Source organism: Spiroplasma eriocheiris (genome assembly GCF_001029265.1).
Classification (GTDB): domain Bacteria; phylum Bacillota_I; class Bacilli_A; order Mycoplasmatales; family Mycoplasmataceae; genus Spiroplasma; species Spiroplasma eriocheiris.
The window spans coordinates 1,091,522-1,107,967 of the sequence record NZ_CP011856.1 but is presented as its reverse complement, the minus strand read 5'-3'; the positions used below and the strand labels follow the sequence as shown (position 1 = coordinate 1,107,967).

The 16,446-nt window shown below is 31.6% G+C and carries 15 protein-coding genes, 1 tRNA gene and 1 pseudogene; 13 read left to right on the top strand and 4 right to left on the bottom strand.

Annotated features, from left to right (window positions below; genetic code table 4):
- The first annotated feature begins 29 nt into the window (after nucleotides 1-29).
- The 10 genes from SERIO_RS06520 to SERIO_RS05045 all read left to right on the top strand — a co-directional run bounded on the left by SERIO_RS06520 (nucleotide 30) and on the right by SERIO_RS05045 (nucleotide 11,240).
- Nucleotides 30-260, top strand: coding sequence for a hypothetical protein (locus tag SERIO_RS06520; protein ID WP_079450807.1), 231 nt, complete (start codon nucleotides 30-32; stop codon nucleotides 258-260).
- A gap of 48 nt (nucleotides 261-308) precedes the next feature.
- Nucleotides 309-2,408 carry a PTS transporter subunit EIIC gene (locus SERIO_RS05085; RefSeq protein WP_047791762.1) on the top strand — a complete coding sequence of 700 codons (2,100 nt, stop codon included), beginning with the start codon at nucleotides 309-311 and terminating at the stop codon, nucleotides 2,406-2,408.
- A 154-nt stretch (nucleotides 2,409-2,562) separates the two neighbouring features.
- The gene (gene rlmN, locus SERIO_RS05080; protein WP_047791761.1) at nucleotides 2,563-3,600 is read left to right on the top strand and encodes a dual-specificity RNA methyltransferase RlmN; all 1,038 of its coding nucleotides are present in this window, start codon (nucleotides 2,563-2,565) and stop codon (nucleotides 3,598-3,600) included.
- 5 nt (nucleotides 3,601-3,605) lie between these two features.
- Nucleotides 3,606-4,364: a PP2C family protein-serine/threonine phosphatase gene (locus tag SERIO_RS05075; protein ID WP_047791760.1), complete on the top strand. Its 759-nt coding sequence runs from the start codon at nucleotides 3,606-3,608 to the stop codon at nucleotides 4,362-4,364.
- 264 nt (nucleotides 4,365-4,628) lie between these two features.
- Nucleotides 4,629-5,216: a hypothetical protein gene (locus SERIO_RS05070; RefSeq protein WP_047791759.1), complete on the top strand. Its 588-nt coding sequence runs from the start codon at nucleotides 4,629-4,631 to the stop codon at nucleotides 5,214-5,216.
- Nucleotides 5,217-5,567: 351 nt separating this feature from the next.
- Entirely contained in the window at nucleotides 5,568-7,943 is a 2,376-nt protein-coding gene (locus tag SERIO_RS05065; RefSeq protein WP_236682141.1) for a heavy metal translocating P-type ATPase, read from the top strand.
- A 103-nt stretch (nucleotides 7,944-8,046) separates the two neighbouring features.
- Nucleotides 8,047-9,057, top strand: a complete 1,011-nt coding sequence (locus SERIO_RS05060) for a serine/threonine-protein kinase (protein WP_047791758.1) — start codon at nucleotides 8,047-8,049, stop codon at nucleotides 9,055-9,057.
- Between the two features lie 5 nt (nucleotides 9,058-9,062).
- Nucleotides 9,063-9,944, top strand: a complete 882-nt coding sequence (rsgA, locus tag SERIO_RS05055; protein WP_047791757.1) for a ribosome small subunit-dependent GTPase A — start codon at nucleotides 9,063-9,065, stop codon at nucleotides 9,942-9,944.
- 4 nt (nucleotides 9,945-9,948) lie between these two features.
- A complete protein-coding gene (rpe, locus tag SERIO_RS05050; RefSeq protein WP_047791756.1) occupies nucleotides 9,949-10,620 on the top strand; it encodes a ribulose-phosphate 3-epimerase in 672 nt (223 codons plus the stop codon).
- Nucleotides 10,620-11,240 (top strand): thiamine diphosphokinase, encoded by a 621-nt coding sequence (locus SERIO_RS05045; RefSeq protein ID WP_047791755.1) that lies wholly within the window; start codon nucleotides 10,620-10,622, stop codon nucleotides 11,238-11,240. Before rpe ends, SERIO_RS05045 begins: the two co-directional genes overlap by 1 nt.
- 58 nt (nucleotides 11,241-11,298) lie before the next feature.
- On the opposite strand, the gene SERIO_RS05040 is transcribed toward SERIO_RS05045, so the two are convergent.
- The 3 genes from SERIO_RS05040 to SERIO_RS05030 form a co-directional block, all read right to left on the bottom strand.
- A tRNA-Leu gene (locus tag SERIO_RS05040) sits at nucleotides 11,299-11,383 on the bottom strand.
- Between the two features lie 87 nt (nucleotides 11,384-11,470).
- On the bottom strand, nucleotides 11,471-11,668 hold the full coding sequence (gene rpmB, locus SERIO_RS05035) for a 50S ribosomal protein L28 (RefSeq protein WP_047791754.1): 198 nt from the start codon (nucleotides 11,666-11,668) through the stop codon (nucleotides 11,471-11,473).
- A gap of 112 nt (nucleotides 11,669-11,780) precedes the next feature.
- Nucleotides 11,781-12,533, bottom strand: a complete 753-nt coding sequence (locus SERIO_RS05030) for a DeoR/GlpR family DNA-binding transcription regulator (RefSeq protein ID WP_047791753.1) — start codon at nucleotides 12,531-12,533, stop codon at nucleotides 11,781-11,783.
- Nucleotides 12,534-12,746: 213 nt separating this feature from the next.
- Here SERIO_RS05030 and SERIO_RS05025 point away from each other — a divergent pair, with 213 nt between their 5' ends.
- Nucleotides 12,747-13,913: an SIS domain-containing protein gene (locus tag SERIO_RS05025; RefSeq protein WP_047791752.1), complete on the top strand. Its 1,167-nt coding sequence runs from the start codon at nucleotides 12,747-12,749 to the stop codon at nucleotides 13,911-13,913.
- 22 nt (nucleotides 13,914-13,935) lie between these two features.
- On the opposite strand, the gene SERIO_RS05020 is transcribed toward SERIO_RS05025, so the two are convergent.
- The gene (locus SERIO_RS05020; protein ID WP_047791751.1) at nucleotides 13,936-14,229 is read right to left on the bottom strand and encodes a hypothetical protein; all 294 of its coding nucleotides are present in this window, start codon (nucleotides 14,227-14,229) and stop codon (nucleotides 13,936-13,938) included.
- Nucleotides 14,230-14,525: 296 nt separating this feature from the next.
- Here SERIO_RS05020 and SERIO_RS06855 point away from each other — a divergent pair.
- Nucleotides 14,526-15,215 (top strand): annotated as a pseudogene (locus tag SERIO_RS06855) (PTS transporter subunit EIIC); the annotation flags it as partial.
- Nucleotides 15,216-15,274: 59 nt separating this feature from the next.
- A complete protein-coding gene (locus tag SERIO_RS06850) occupies nucleotides 15,275-16,444 on the top strand; it encodes a PTS transporter subunit EIIC (RefSeq protein ID WP_250638037.1) in 1,170 nt (389 codons plus the stop codon).
- Nucleotides 16,445-16,446: the final 2 nt, after the last annotated feature.

Here is a 16,446-nt window from a genome sequence, read left to right as displayed (position 1 = left end):
TAATGCAAATAGAATCCAGTTAAATCAAAATGACTAGTCAAAATATTACTTATTTATCAATTTTTATTGTCGGATTAGTAGTTGGCTGTTTTTTCTTGTGGCTATGATTTTTCATTCGCCACCGGTTAGCAAAAACCGAAGATTACTATAGTAAGCGGAATTTAAATTTATGAGATTATTTTAAGCGCAATATCTCATTATTTGCCGCGATGTTTTTCTTTGTTATTGCCTTATCAGCCCTGTTTATTTGAATAACATAATAATTAATTTATTTATATGTATTAATTAGCAGAAAGGAAAACTTGACGATGAGTGAAGTCAAACAAAAAAAGTTAAAACCATTTGTGTCGCGTGCTTGGTGAAAACAATCAAACCAGCGGACAATGGGGACCCTAAGTAAATTAAGTAAAGCCTTTTTACTACCGATTGCGCTCTTGCCAATTGCCGGGATTTTTCTTGGTGTTGGGGCAACCATTACTTCGAAAGTTGATGCCAATAGTGGTGCATGATATTTTGGTAACTTTTTAAACCAAATGGGTAACATTGCTTTTGGTAACTTACCAGTCTTATTTGCGATTTCAGTAGCGATGGCCTATACTGAAGACGCCGGAGTTGCCGCCTTGACAGCGGTGATTGGATTTTTAGTTTTTAATGCTATTCAATTTGCTTTCTTGCACAATGAATATTCCCATTATCAATATACTGTTGATATCATTGGGGCTGACGGTAAAGCAATCTTCTCGGGATTGATTGTTAATACCGATTCCTTACGTAATCCATCCTTAATGGATCCTACCCAGTTATTAGACTGGATGCGCAACAGTTCTTCTTATGATCAATTAGTTAAAAATGCTGATCATTTAGTTATTCATGCAAGTAGTACTCAAGTTGATTCATACGGATTATTATTCTATTATGGTTCAACTTGAGCGGTTCAAAATAAATTAACAACCGCTAATTTAGGGATTAATTCATTAAACACTGGGGTGTTTGGAGGAATTTTTGTGGGGGCGGTTGCTGCTTGAGCATATAATCATTTCCACAAAACCCAATTACCTTCCGCTTTAAGTTTCTTTAGTGGATCAAAATTAGTTCCAATTATTACTTTTATGGCGGTTATCCCGCTGGCCTTTATTTTTATGTTTATCTGGCCGTTAATTGGAACCGCCTTAGCTTGATTTGGTAACAACTCTGGAAAATTACCAGTGAGGTTAGACTCATTAATTTTTGAGATTTTTGAACGTTCATTAGTACCTTTTGGACTACACCACGTGTTCTATTCACCATTATGGTGAACCCAAGCTGGTGGTTCAATGCCGGATTTAATTAATAATGTTATGAATAATCCATTGGATTATAAAGAATTCTTAGCCCAAATCAATGGGTTAACAGTGGGGGGGGTACAACTTCCTAAATTTGATATGAGTACTATTACAAATGATCAAGCCCACATTTTAGTTGCCGCCTGAGTATCACATTTAAATCCAAATACGATTGCGGCAGTTGGAGATCAAACAATTATGTATAAAATTATTGCTGATCCCTGGGTAACCTTTACCCAAATTCAAGATTTAGGATTAAACCTTGGTCGTTTCCAATCTGGTAAATTCCCATTCATGATGTTTGGATTACCTGCTGCTGCTGCTGCAATGTGGTTTGCCGTTCCGAAAGAAAACCGGAAAAAAGTGATGGGGATTTATTTCTCAGCGGCCTTTACGTGTTTCTTAACCGGAATTACTGAACCAATTGAATTTACCTTCTTATTTGTTGCACCATGGTTATTCTATGGTGTCCACATGCCATTATGTGCCATCTCATTTATGCTAATGGGATTACTACATGTCCACACCTCAATGACGGTGTCAGGAGGATTCATTGACTTTATTGTCTTTGGAATTATTCCATTTATTAGTGGAAAAGGAACTAACTTCTACCATATATTATGAGTGGGAGCGATCTTTATCCCAGTTTACTTCTTTGCCTTCTACTTTGCAATTAAATATGGAAAAATTGCCTTGCCAGGTCGCGAAGGAGCAGTTGATAAATTATATACCAAAGCAGACTTTAAAGCAAAACAAGCCGGAAAAGATAAAGATGCTCAAGTTGTGTTAGCTGCTGCCGGAAAAGGTGATGATGCTAAACGCGAAAAAGCTCGTAAAATTATTGAATTTTTAGGGGGAGAAGCTAATATCACCGGTGTTGATTCATGTGCTTCGCGTTTACGATTAACAGTTGTTGATAATACAAAAGTTGATCCCAAAGGAATCGAAGCATTAGGTGGTTGTGCCGGAGTTTTAATTCGTGGAACTTCAGTTCAATGTGTATATGGGGGGGAACAAGAAGTTATTAAACCATATATGCAAGAATTATTAAAAGAAATGCGCGAACAAAAACCACAACCTAAATAATTTCTGTAAATAACAGTAAATATTCATTCTGTCTTGGCAGAATGAATATTTTTTTGTTAAAATAAAAGAGTTGAAAAACTATTTGCATAACCTTCGCATTAAATAATAGATTAAAATATGATAAAATAAAAGATAGATAATTGGAGTGGCATTGATGGAATCAATTTTTAATTTTACAGAGCAACAGTTACAAGATGATTTAGTTGAAAAGGGTTTTAAAAAATATTTAGCTCGGCAGTTATATGATTGAATATATGGAAAAAACATTTATTCTTTTGACGAAATGACAAATATTTCAAAAAGTGACCGGGATAAATTAAAAACAATTTATCAAATTAATTTTTTTGAAATTGTAACCCAACAAGTTTCAAAAGACGGAACAGTGAAGTTTTTATTTAAATTACCCGATGGTTTTAAAATCGAAACGGTTTTAATGCGCCAAAGTTATGGAAATTCAGTTTGTGTCACAACCCAAGTTGGATGTAATATGGGGTGTGGTTTTTGTGCTTCGGGTTTATTGAAAAAAACTCGTAATTTAACTACCGCGGAAATTGTGACCCAAGTGGTGATGGTTAATAATTATTTACAAGCTTCGCATGAACGGGTAAGCCACTTAGTAGTAATGGGAATCGGTGAACCCTTTGATAATTTTGAAAATGTTATTAATTTTGTTAATATTGTGAATGAACCAAAAGGTTATCAAATTGGAGCTCGTCATATTACAATTTCTACCTGTGGGTTAGTTCCTAAAATTATGGCGTTTGCGAATTTACAAACCCAAGTTAACTTAGCAATTTCGTTACATGCTCCAAATGATGAAATCCGTAATCAATTAATGCCAATTAATAAGGCCTTTCCAATTGCCAAATTGATGGAAGCTGTTAAATATTATTTAGCAAAAACTAACCGCCGGGTTACTTTTGAATATATTTTAATAAATGATGTTAATGACAGTGTTGAAAATGCTAAAGAGTTAGCTAATTTAATCAAGGGAATGAACGCCTATGTTAATTTAATTCCTTATAATAAAGTAGAAGAAAACCCTTATGAACGTAGTACTCATATTAATGAATTTTTTGATACTTTACAAAAACAGAAAATTAATTGTATTGTTCGGCGAGAATTTGGCCATGATATTGATGCCGCTTGTGGGCAATTACGAGCTAAAAACGAAGGGATTATAAGACGGTAATTATTATGAATATTAGATTTGGTTATAAAACAGATGTTGGTTCTTATCGAAGCAACAACCAGGATTATTTTGAGTTTGTCACAAATAATTATAATAATTATTTAGCAGTGGTATGTGATGGGATGGGTGGTCACTTGCATGGTGAAGTTGCCAGCCAACTTGTTGTTAATAGCTTAGTTAATCATTTCCAAAATGTTAATTTTTCTGGATGAGATGACGAAGAAGTTAACCAGTGGTTACGAAAAACTGTGATTAGTATTCAAGAAGAAATGGTTAACTATGCTAAAATTAATCCGGATACTAGTGATATGGGGACTACTTTAGTAGCCGCCTTAATTGCCAACCAAAAAGTCTATGTGGTTAATGTTGGTGATTCACGTTTATACAAATTACACCATAATAAAATTTATCAAATTACAACCGACCAAAACATGTGGAATTCAACTGAATTAAAAGATAAACAAGAATTAGAATTTCAAGGTCAATATAAAAAGCAATATAATACTAATACTTTTTGAAAGGTTTTAACGAGTGCCTTAGGTCCAACCAAAACTTTAAAAATTGATACATATGTTATTGAAGATATTATGGGAACTTATATCTTAACAACCGATGGCATCCATGACTATGTTGATGAATATGATTTTATTGATGCGTTAACTTCAAATAATAAATTAAATGATAAAGTTAAAATTTTAATTGATCGCGCCTTAGAAAATTTGTCAACCGATAATTTAACGGGGTTGATTTTTGAAATTAGTTAGATTTATTCTAAAATAGGTTTTATAGGAATAATTGTAAATAAATCTTAGTTTTTTACTTACTATTTTAAATTAATTTAAATTAATTTTATATTTTTAAATGGAAAAATTTTTAAAAATTTTAAATTTTTTTATTTATTTAGTGTAAAATGAAATTGGATAGTTTTTAAATTACATTTAAAAACTATTAATTATACGGGAACATTTATATTTATTTTATTGTGTTAAGGGTTTTTACGGTGGGAAGCAGAAACGAGAGGAAAACTTATGAAAATTTTATTAAGTATTTTAGGAGCAGTAGGCTTTGGAGCAACCCCAGCTGCAGTATCAACAAATTTATTGAGTCATCAAGAAAATATTAATAATACTAACTTAGAAGTATCTGCTCAGGGTAATTTGCATTCAATCGCAAAAATGAAAGCTTTCGGGGTGCCTGTAGATACCAAATCAAGCCTATCAGAAGTATTTACAATTTCTTGAGATAGATTAGGAATGAGTTATGATTACTTTATTAATCATTATTCAACTGTAAAATTAGATTTTGGTCTATGTTATTTGTATTATAAATATGGATCTGATGACTCATCATTTAAAAACGATAGTGTTAAATCATTCAGTTTAGATTCAAAATCAGCATTTAAATCATCAAGTGAATGAACTAAAAATTATATCTTAGCACGTGATTATGGTAAAACAAGTTTTGGACAAGTAGCGGCTGAAGATTTAATATATACAAAAGCATCTTTTGATGGTCTTAGTTTTCAAACTGAAGCTTGAGTTGAAGCTGGGGGAGTATCATATAGTGGCGCATATGTTTTAGCTGAAATTAATATTTATACTATTACAATTATGTAATATATATTAATTAAGAATAGTTAATTCAAAATATGAGATATACTAAAAATAATTACAAAATATAACCTTATATGACTAAAAAAAACATACAATGGAATATTTTATATAACTTTGTATGTTTTTTTTTTTTTTTTGCATATAATAACAAGGTCCGCAATTTAAATCATTTTTTGATTACTATTTAGGTAGTATAATTAAAATTATAAAATATTTAAAGTTAATTTTTATATATTACAAATAACCGCCAAATGTTATATTGCGAAACTTTCTTATTTCTCATATAATAAAAATATATGTTTTTTATTAAAAATTTAAAATATTTTTAATAAGAATTAGTAAAAGGAGATTAATATGAAAAACAAAAAAGAGCAAACTAACCATCATTCTAAAGAAGGACATTCTCCTTTAAATCATGAAAAGACGATGAATAAGTTGAATGATGATCCTTTAATGGTAAATGACCATCGTCATCATCATTCACCAACAGGAGAGCATCAGCATCTTCATAATAGTTCAGAAGAACATCACCACAATAGGGTTCACCAACATGATAACCCGATGGTTGATTCTCATTCAGAGCATATGATGATGGATAAAACAGAACCAAACCAGCATCATCAACATGAAGAACACCGTGGGCATAATCATCACCATGATGATGCAATGTCTGGTTTGCATTCAGGACATATGATGATGGCCAATTCTGATGGTGAACATCAACACCATGACCACCATGAACATCATAACCATTTAATGCATATGCAAGATTTTTATATTCCTGCGAAAGTTAAAGATTGAAATAAAAGATCAGTCGCTAATTTAATTAAATTGTTAGTTGGCTGTGTAATTACCTGTGCTTTAATGCTAGGAATGATCAATGTTTATCCGTTAACTTATTTAAGTAATAAATGGTTTCAATGAGTAGGCACAACAGTGGTGCTAGTTTATCCAGGTTTTTATTATTATAAAAGTATGTTTAATGAGTTATTTCGCTGAAGAACAATTGGAATGTATACTTTAATTGGAATTGGTTCATTAATTGCTTATGCTTATAGTATTTATTTAGTTTTTGATAATCCAAATCATTATCACTTGTTTTTTGAAACCGCCGCGGCCATTATTACAATTTTATTAATTGGTGATACCATTAATGCTTCGGTTCAACATAAAGTAACATCGGGAATGAAAGATATTTTGTCATTACAAGTAATGACAGCCAATTTAGTAACTAATAATTATCAAACTGTTAAAGAAGTTAATATTAAAGATATTAATATTGGTGATCTTCTTCTTGTTAAAAAAGGGGACAAGATTCCTGTTGACGGGAAGGTTAATCAAGGAGTTGCTTATATTAATGAAGTTATGTTAACTGGAGAAAGCAATATTATTGAAAAAACGGTGAATGATCCTGTAATTGGGGGAACTATTAATGAAGGAAATCCCTTTTACATGGAAGCATTAAAAGTAGGAAATGATACTGTGTTAGCTAATATTTTAGATAAAGTAGCAGCGATTCAAGCCCAAAAACCCCGGGTACAAAAAATTGCAGATAAAATTTCGCAATGGTTTACCCCTTCAGTTTTTATTTTAGCAGTCATTGCCTTCTTAATTCAGTATTTTTATGTGGATGTTAATAATGTTTCGCATGCGATTAATATTGCCATTGCGGTAATTATTATTGCTTGTCCGTGTGCGTTAGGAATTGCTACCCCCTTAGCAACGGCAATCGGAACTAGTAAAGCAGTAAAAGAGGGGATTATCTTTAATAATGCCCAGGTATTTGAAAAAATTACAAAAATTGATGCCATTGCATTTGATAAAACTGGGACAATTACCACTGGTGAATTAACAGTAAGTAAGATTTTAGGGGATAGTAAAAATTATTCCTATATTTATAATTTAGAATTATTATCAAACCACCCAATTGCCAAAAGTATTATTAAAGTAATTTCAGATCAACAGCCAAATTTAAAATTGACTAATTTTTCAGAACAACCAGGAAAAGGAGTTAGTGCTATTTTTGAAAATAAAGAATTAACTTTAATTTCTTATCAAAAAGCAATTCAAAAATTTAAGATTGCTGATGAATTAAAAAATGAACTAACAGCGTATCCACATGAATCAGCAACATTAATTGCCTTAGTGATTAATAATACCATTGAAAATATTATTATTTTAACTGACACAATTCGTTTAAATGCTAAATCAACAATTGCGAAGTTTAAAAAAATGAACATTGCTGTTTATATGATTAGTGGGGATGACATTGTGGCAACCAAAAGAATTGCTGATGAAGTGGGAATTGAAAATTACCATGCCAATGTTAGTCCGCTTGACAAAGCAAAAATTATTGAAGAAATTCAACACCAAAATAAAGTGGTTGCTTATGTGGGGGATGGAATTAATGATGTTGTTGCGTTAAAACAATCGGATTTTGCCATTTCAATGAGTCAGGGTAGTGAAGTAGCAATTCAGGCTAGTGACATTACCATTATTAAACCAGATATTTTAAATATTTATAAAGCATTTACTAGTACCAAAGTAACGCGTAAAATAATTTGGTCAAACTTTGCTTGAGCGTTTGGTTATAATATTATTATGTTGCCCTTAGCAATGGCGGGAATTATTCCCCCAATGATTAGTGCAATTACAATGGGAGCAAGTAACCTAACTGTGCTTTTAAATTCATTAGTATTTAATCTTGTGAAAATTGATTATGCTAAATAAAAATAAAGTTTTAATTAGTTGTTAATTAAAACTTTATTTTTCTTATTTTTATTATATGTTATGATATTTATGAGTTTAAATTATTAATTTAAAGGGTGAGGTAATGGAACAAATTACAAGTGGAACAATTTTACATAATCGTTATGAAATTATTGGCAAGATTGCCGATGGGGGAATGGCCGAAGTTTTTGAAGCGTATGATAATATTTTAAAACGCAACGTGGCAATTAAAATAATGTCGGTTAGTTTGTCAAAAAATAAAGAAGCTGTTTATCGCTTTAACAAAGAATATAATTCAATTGCCCAATTTTCCCACAATAATGTTGTGAAGGTTTATGGAACATTTGAAGTTTATGATCGTCAGTGTATTGTTTTAGAGTTAGTCAAGGGTTACACTTTAAAAGATCGTTTATTAACCTTAGGACCTTGTACTTTCCACGAATTAATCTATTTTTTTCAGGATATTAATTTAGCAATCATCGAAGCCCACCGCAATGATATTATTCACCGCGATATTAAGCCAGAAAATATTTTAATTTCTTATGATGGTAAGATTAAAGTTGCTGATTTTGGGGTTGCCATCTTAGACAATAATAGTGAAGATTTAGAAAATAATAAAATTATTGGAACCTCAAAATATATGGCTCCGGAAATTGTGCAGTCCAAACCAGCCACCAAAAAAAGTGATATTTATGCGCTAGGGATTATGTTATATGAACTAGCAATTGGAACCGCTCCGTTTGTGGGGAAAAGTCCAACTTTAGTAGCAGTTAAACATGTCAAAGAACTACCGTTACCACCGCGATTAATTGATCCACAAATACCCCAAAGTTTAGAAAATGTTATTTTAAAAGCCATTGCCAAAGATCCCCATGAGCGCTACCAAACAGTTGAGCAGTTTAACCTTGACCTAACTGCGATTTTGACTCCTGCCCACCAAGCAGATAAACCATTACATTTTCGAAATGTTATTGAAATTAAAGGAAAACGAGTTAAGGTTCGCGACCGCTATCTAGCGATTCCAAAAGTTTTAAATACCAACTTAATTATTACTTTTGCGATTATTGGGTTATTATTGCTAATTATTGGTTTATTACTATCATTTCTTTTATAGTTACAATGCAAAAACAAGGTATTATTGTTAAATTAATTAGTGAATTTTGTTATGTAAAGGTTAAAAATGATAGTGTAATTTATGAGTGCAAAGCTAAGGGCATTTTTCGTCACCAAAAGTTAGTTCCGATTGTTGGTGATAAGGTTAAAATTGAAATTCAACCAAATGAAAAGGGAGTTATTACTGAAATTATTGACCGGAAAAATGAATTGTACCGGCCAAAAATTGCTAATATTGACCAGGTTATTATTATTTGTTCGATTAAAGAACCTGACTTTAATTCTTATTTACTAGATAAATATTTAGCCTTAATTGAATATAAGGACTTAACCCCAATTATTGTTTTTACCAAAAAAGATTTGGTATCATTAACTGATCCCATTTATGAATCATACCTTAATTGGTATGCCAAATTAGGTTACCAAACTTGTTTTATTAGTAATAAAGTTGTTGACCCCGTTGCATGAGCTGGCTTTGAAAAGTTACTTACTAATAAAATTTCGGTTTTTACTGGTCAAACCGGAAGTGGTAAATCTTCCACTTTAAATAGTTTGTTTAATGAGGATGTTATCAAGACCCAATTAATTTCAAAAGCTTTAGGTCGGGGGAAACATACCACTACCACAACGGAATTATATGATGTGTTAGGAGGAATGATTGCTGATAGTCCCGGATTTTCTTCGTTTGATATTAAAGGTTTTACCAAAAAAGATTTAGCAATTTCCTATCAAAACTTTGCTAAGTATAGTAGTGAATGTAAATTTCGGGGGTGCTTACATAATCAAGAACCTGGTTGTAAAATTAAAGAACTAGTTGAAAACTACTACATTCCAATGTTTTTTTACCAAGATTATTTAAAAATTTTAGGAGAATTAGAAAGAGGTTAAAAGAATGCCAAAAGAATACATTATTGCACCAAGCGTTTTGAGCGCTAATTATCTAGATTTAAAAAGTGATTTAACCGCGATTGCTAGGGCGGGAGCAAAATGAATCCATTTTGATGTAATGGATGGTGATTTTGTGCCCAATTTAACATTTGGACCCAAAATTTTAAGTGATATTACTAGTTATAGTGATTTATTTATTGATTGTCATTTAATGGTTAAGATTAAAAATTCATCTGTGGAAGAATATTTACTACCATTCATCAAAGCAAAAGCTAATTCGATAACATTACATTATGAAGCATTAACTGCTGAACAATTAGCCGAATTTTTAAGTTTAAAAAATAAATATCCCATTAAAATAGGGTTAGCCATTAAACCAGGCACTCCAAGTGCTGAAATTTTAAAATTTTTACCCGACCTTGATGTTATTTTAGTAATGACAGTTGAACCCGGGTTTGGTGGGCAATCATTTATGGTGGATAGTGCTTATAAAATTAAGGAATTACGCGATTATCTTGATGCTCATCACTTGCCAACTTTAATTGAAGTTGATGGGGGAATTAATGAACAAACCGCAAAAATTTGTAAAGATTATGGGGTTGATGTGCTAGTAGCAGGTAGTTATTTATTTGGCCATTCTGATTTACAAACAAGATTACAAGGACTATTAAAATAATGAGTGACCAGCAAGTTAAAGTTCTAATTGTTTGTTCACAAACCAACCTTGATTTAACCCAGTATGTTGATTATTACCACATTGGGGTAGAACGGGGTTGCTTGGCCCTTTTAAATCATAAGTTAAGCATTGATTTAGCCTGTGGGGATTTTGATTCATTGTCCCCGGCAGAATACCAAACAGTTATAAAAAATACTAATAAATTAGTCAAAGTGTCAGCTATTAAGAATGAAATTGATGCTGAATTAGCAATTACTGAGGCCTTAGCATTACAACCAACAGAAATTATTTTAATTACCCAGGGACCTCGCGTTGATATGCAATTAGCATCTTTTGGTTTTATTGCTCAATATAATGTTAAATGGTTAAACGATGATAATTATTGTTATTTATTAAAACCGCACCAAGTAAATGTGGTTGCACCCCAACTGGGGTATCGCTACTTATCCCTAATTAGTTTAACCCCCGCGAAAGTTAACATTACTAAGATGAAATATAATGTCCAAGACTTTGAACTAACAACATTATCCGCCAATGCTATTAGTAATGAATTTATTTATGATCAACCAGGAGAAATTGAAGTATTATCAGGAACGGTAATTGTTATTTATACTAAATAAAAAGGTTATTTATTGAAATAATAAATAACCTTTTTTTGTTAACAAATTAAATTTTTAATGGTACCCATGATCGGGGTCGAACCGATACGAATTTCTTCGGTAGATTTTGAGTCTACTGCGTCTGCCAATTCCGCCACATGGGCAAGTTACCATAGTTATTTTACCTTATTTTTAAAATAAAAAAAATAATTAACACAAAAAAACTCTTAATTTAATTAAGAGAATTATAATTATTGTGCAATTTGCCCTTTACGTTTTAATGTTTTTAAAGTTCTTGCTGAGACACGTAATGTTTTTAATTCTCCATCAACAACAATTCTTACTTTTTGTAAGTTTACATTTCATTTACGACGAGAAGCATTCATTGCGTGTGATCTTTTATTTCCTGATAATGCTCTTGTTCCTGAGATATCACATTTTCTTGACATTTTATCACCTCTTCATACTATAAAATAATAAACAAAAATGAAAATAAAAGCAAGTATATTTTAGGAACTTTTAAGTGATTTAACTGGTTTGCTCACATTTCTTTTGTTAAATTTAAATAATAAACTTACTTTTAAATTCCGCACTAATTTCGGGGAGTTTTTCACAAACAAAATAATCAATATCTTTTGCATGATAAAAATCAAAAAATCCAATTGAATTAAATTTACTACTATCTGAAATAATATAAGAAATACTAGCCATATCTAATACTTTTGTTTCTAAACTAGCTTCAGTTTCGTTATTATTATATAATTTTCCCTCCATATCAACATTTGTTACCGAAATGAAGGCTTTATAAAAAGTTTCAATTTCTAAGGCTTTTTCGGTGAAAGTTCCAATAAAAGCACCTGATCGTTCACGCAAACGACCACCTAATAAAACGGCATCAGCAATGTTCTTATTTTTAAGGGCTTCTTCATAAACAAATTTAGAATTAGTAATAATTTTAACATATTTAGTAATTTGACGAACAAACTCTTCACAAGTAGTGCCGGCACCAACAAAAATAACATCTTTATCATCAATTAATTGTTGGGCAGTTTTGGCAATTATTTTCTTTGCCTCGTAATTAATATTTAATTTTTCCAAGCGGGAAGTATCTTCAATGGTAACTTTATTGTTTCATTTTACAACTCCATAAGATAATGTAATATAATTCTTGGCTGCCAATTCTTGTAAATCTCGTCGCAATAAAACATATTTAATATGGTAAGGTTTTACAAATTCCATAATTTCATTCATATTAAACATCTCTTTTGTTTGTAAAAAATTTAATAATAACTTTTGACGCTCAACTTTATACATTGTAATCCCTCTTTTTTTCTTCTAATGTCATTATATAATATATCAAATTAAGATCTATTGTTAATCTTGATATTTTATAAATTATTAATCGGTGATATTATTCATAATTTATTACCTTATAATTTTAATATAAATTATTATAAATTATAAAAAAATATACAAAAATATATATTTTGATATATAATATTTATTAGTTATAAAGGAGGGATTATTATGTTAGGTTTTACAAGGGATGAAATTAATAATTTAAAAGCAGAATTTACTATTAATGAAATTGCTCAACAACCAAAAATGTGACGCGAAGTTTTAAAATTATATAATGGTTTATCTGCTCAAATTAAAACTTTTCAAGCCCAATTGCAAAATAAGCCATATAAGTATATTTTAGTGGGTGCTGGAACAAGTGAATTTGTTGGTAATGTTTTATTTGAATATTTAAAAACACAGGGTCTTAATGTGGTCAGCATTTCAACTACCGATATTGTTTCAAACCCAGGGTTATATTTTCAAAGCGACCAGCCAACAGTATTAATTTCATTTGCACGATCTGGTAACTCACCAGAATCCCAAGCAACCGTTGAATATGCTAAACAATTAATCAATGATTTAGTTCAAATTATTATTATATGTAACAAAGAAGGCCAATTGGCAGTTAAAAATCATGATGATCACAAAGCTTTGGTGTTATTATTACCCGATGCGACAAATGATAAATCGTTTGCGATGACTTCAAGTTTTACTTCGATGTTATTATATTGTTTAGTAGCCTTAACTAAGGAGGAAAATCACAGCCAACTTGAGCAAGAAATTAATAATATCATTAACATTGTAGACAATATTATTAATAATGATTATCAAGCAATTAAAAAAATTGCCCATGAAGATCATCGTCGAATTATCTTTTTAGGGTCAAATATTTTAAAAGGATATGCCCAAGAAGCCCATTTAAAAGTTTTAGAGTTATCAGCTGGGGAAGTAACAACCTTTTTTAATTCAAGTCTTGGTTTTCGCCATGGTCCTAAATCAGTGGTTAATAACAAGAGTTTAATTGTCTTTTTTTTAAGTCAAAATGCTTATACTCGCCAATATGACTTAGATTTATTGAAAGAGATTGCACATGACCAGGTTGCTAAAACAATTGTGGTGATTGATCATTTAAATGATAAGAATGTTGCTAAATATTGCCATCACTATTTAACAAATGATAGTTCATCAGAAACTAATGATATTGTTGCGGGTTTAAGCTATATTGTACGGGCCCAAATTTATGCCGTTTATAAGGCGATTTGGTTAAACAAAACCCCTGATAATCCGTGCCCAACTGGTGAGGTTAACCGGGTTGTTAAAGGAGTCACCATCTATCCATATCAAAATAAATAATAGCGAAAAAATATTTTCGCTATTATTTTTTATCATCATCTTTTTTATGGTTTTGCTTTTTTTCTTTTCATTTGGCCAAATCTTTTTGGTAAGGTTCAATTAAGCCAGTGTAGAGTTCTTTTTTCAAATCATTTTTCTTAATTTTTAAGAATAAATAAGTTAAATAAAAGACAAAATATAGCGAACTTAACCCCACAAAGAGCGCAAAAATATCAACGCGTTCTCGACCGCACACTAAATAAACCACAACGCCACTAATAAACATTGCGATAAAAAATGTTAGGAAGCTATATTCAATGATTTTTTTCTTTTTCATTTTAAAAACCTCATTTTATTATCTTAAGATTATTATCGCATATTCTAGAAAAAATATATTAAAATATATTAAATATATATAAAATTATACTTTTATATAGATAATTATATAAAAAAGTAGTATAAATAAGGTGAGATTATAAAATCTCACCAACAGAAGTTTAATGAGAAGTTTTCCATTCTTGTTTAAGCAAATAGGTTAATTAGCAAGATTAAGTATCTTAATGTTAAGGGTATATAAGTTTATTTATATGTAAGATTATTTGCCACTAAACTAATGGGAAGGAGGGTAGTAAAATGCCTTCGATACTTTGAAAACAAGGATCTGGACAAGTCACGAAGTCGAAAAATGGTTTCAAGACAAGGTTCAATTCTAAAATTAAACAATCAGGAGTGGCATTGCAACGACTAGGAAAATCTTTAATGTTTCCGATTGCTGTATTGCCGATTGCTGCATTGATGAATCGGATTGGAACGTTATTATCTGATCCAACAATTGGAATCGTTAAAGATTCCTGAATTTGATGAATTGGTCAATTCATCATGGCACCCGGAGCGGCTGTTTTTAACAATATTGCTATTATTTTTGGAATTGGGGTTGCATTTGGCCTTGCCAAAGATTACCGGGGTGAAGCCGCGTTATGTGGGGGGATTTCTTATTTTATCTTAGTCATGATGACTGGGGAAAATATGATTCCGTCCTTATTTTACCAAAATGTGTTAACATTTCATGGGTTTGCCAGCCCAACGGCTGATCCCAATGCCTTGGTACCCCATAATTTTAGCCAGTTATTATATATTCCATCGCCCTTTCAAGATCCCCGTTCTTCAAATCCTGGTGATTTGGTTAACAGTGGAAGCTATGTTCTTGATACGGGAGTTGTGGGAGGAATTACCTGTGGAGCATTAGCTGCTTTTTGATATAATCGCTTTAAAGATATTCAATTGCCTCAAGCGTTAGCATTCTTTGGGGGTCGAAGATTTGTACCGATGGTAGCGGTCGTGTCTTCATTCTTTTTAGCATTTATTTTTGCGGCAGTTTGGCCATGAATCCAATATGTCTTAATTATTATTGGGAAAGCAATTTCCTCAGGAAATGCGGCTTCCGCGGGGGGGCATTTGTTTATGCTTTTATTAACCGGTTATTACAACCATTTGGTGGCCATCATATTATTAACACTTTCCTATGGTTCCAATTACCAATTGAAGGTCCATTATTGCCGGGAATTAATCCCGATAATATTGCCAATATTATTAATTTAGGTAATGGCAATTATATTGTCTTTGGTGATATTAATGCTTATAGTGCTGGAATTGAAACATCGGGAATTTTCCAATCAGGATTCTTTCCGGTATTCTTTGGAGGAATTCCCGCCACTGGGTTAGCAATGATTATGACTGCGCATAAATCACGTCGCCGGGAAGTTGCTACCTTTATTGGTGGTGTTGCGCTTGTTTCGTTCTTAACAGGAATTGATGAACCACTAGTGTTTATCTGGATCTTTTTATCACCATTATTATTAGTAATTCATGCGGTTTTAACAGCTATTTTTGCCGCGGTGGTGGTTGGAATGGGAATTCGATTAGGATTTGGTTTTAGTGCTGGGCTAATTGATTACTTAATTTCAGTTCCCAAATCATGAATTATGTCGTTGCAACATGATAGTGTAGGAGCACGAATTGCGGCCAACCCGTTATGGGTCTTTCCAATTTCAATGGTAATGGGAGTTATTTATTATTTTATTTGATATTGATTAATTAAAAAAATGAATATTCCTACTCCTGGTCGAGATTTGAACGACAATAGAACTGGTCAACCAGCTGGAACTAGTGGTGGTGACATGAATGTTAGCCAAGCAACGACAATCCAAGCTGAAAACCAAGCTGATTTACAAATGATTGCCCAAACCCAAGTTCAAGTTGGAGCTAAATTAAAAGGAAAAGCTAAACGAACTGAACTGGCTAATAAATATCAACAAATGGCCCAAACAATTGTTGATGTTGTTGGTAAAGATAATTTTAAAATCATTGAAAACTGTGCGACAAGATTGCGGTTAATTGTGAAGGATAATAAAACTAATATTGATGATGCAAAATTAAAAGCATCGGGAATTTTTGGGATTATTCGAATTGGGAATGAAGGTTTACAACTAGTTATTGGAACTGATGTGGAACATGTTGCTAATCGGGTTCGGGATTTAGTCGGACCATTATAGAA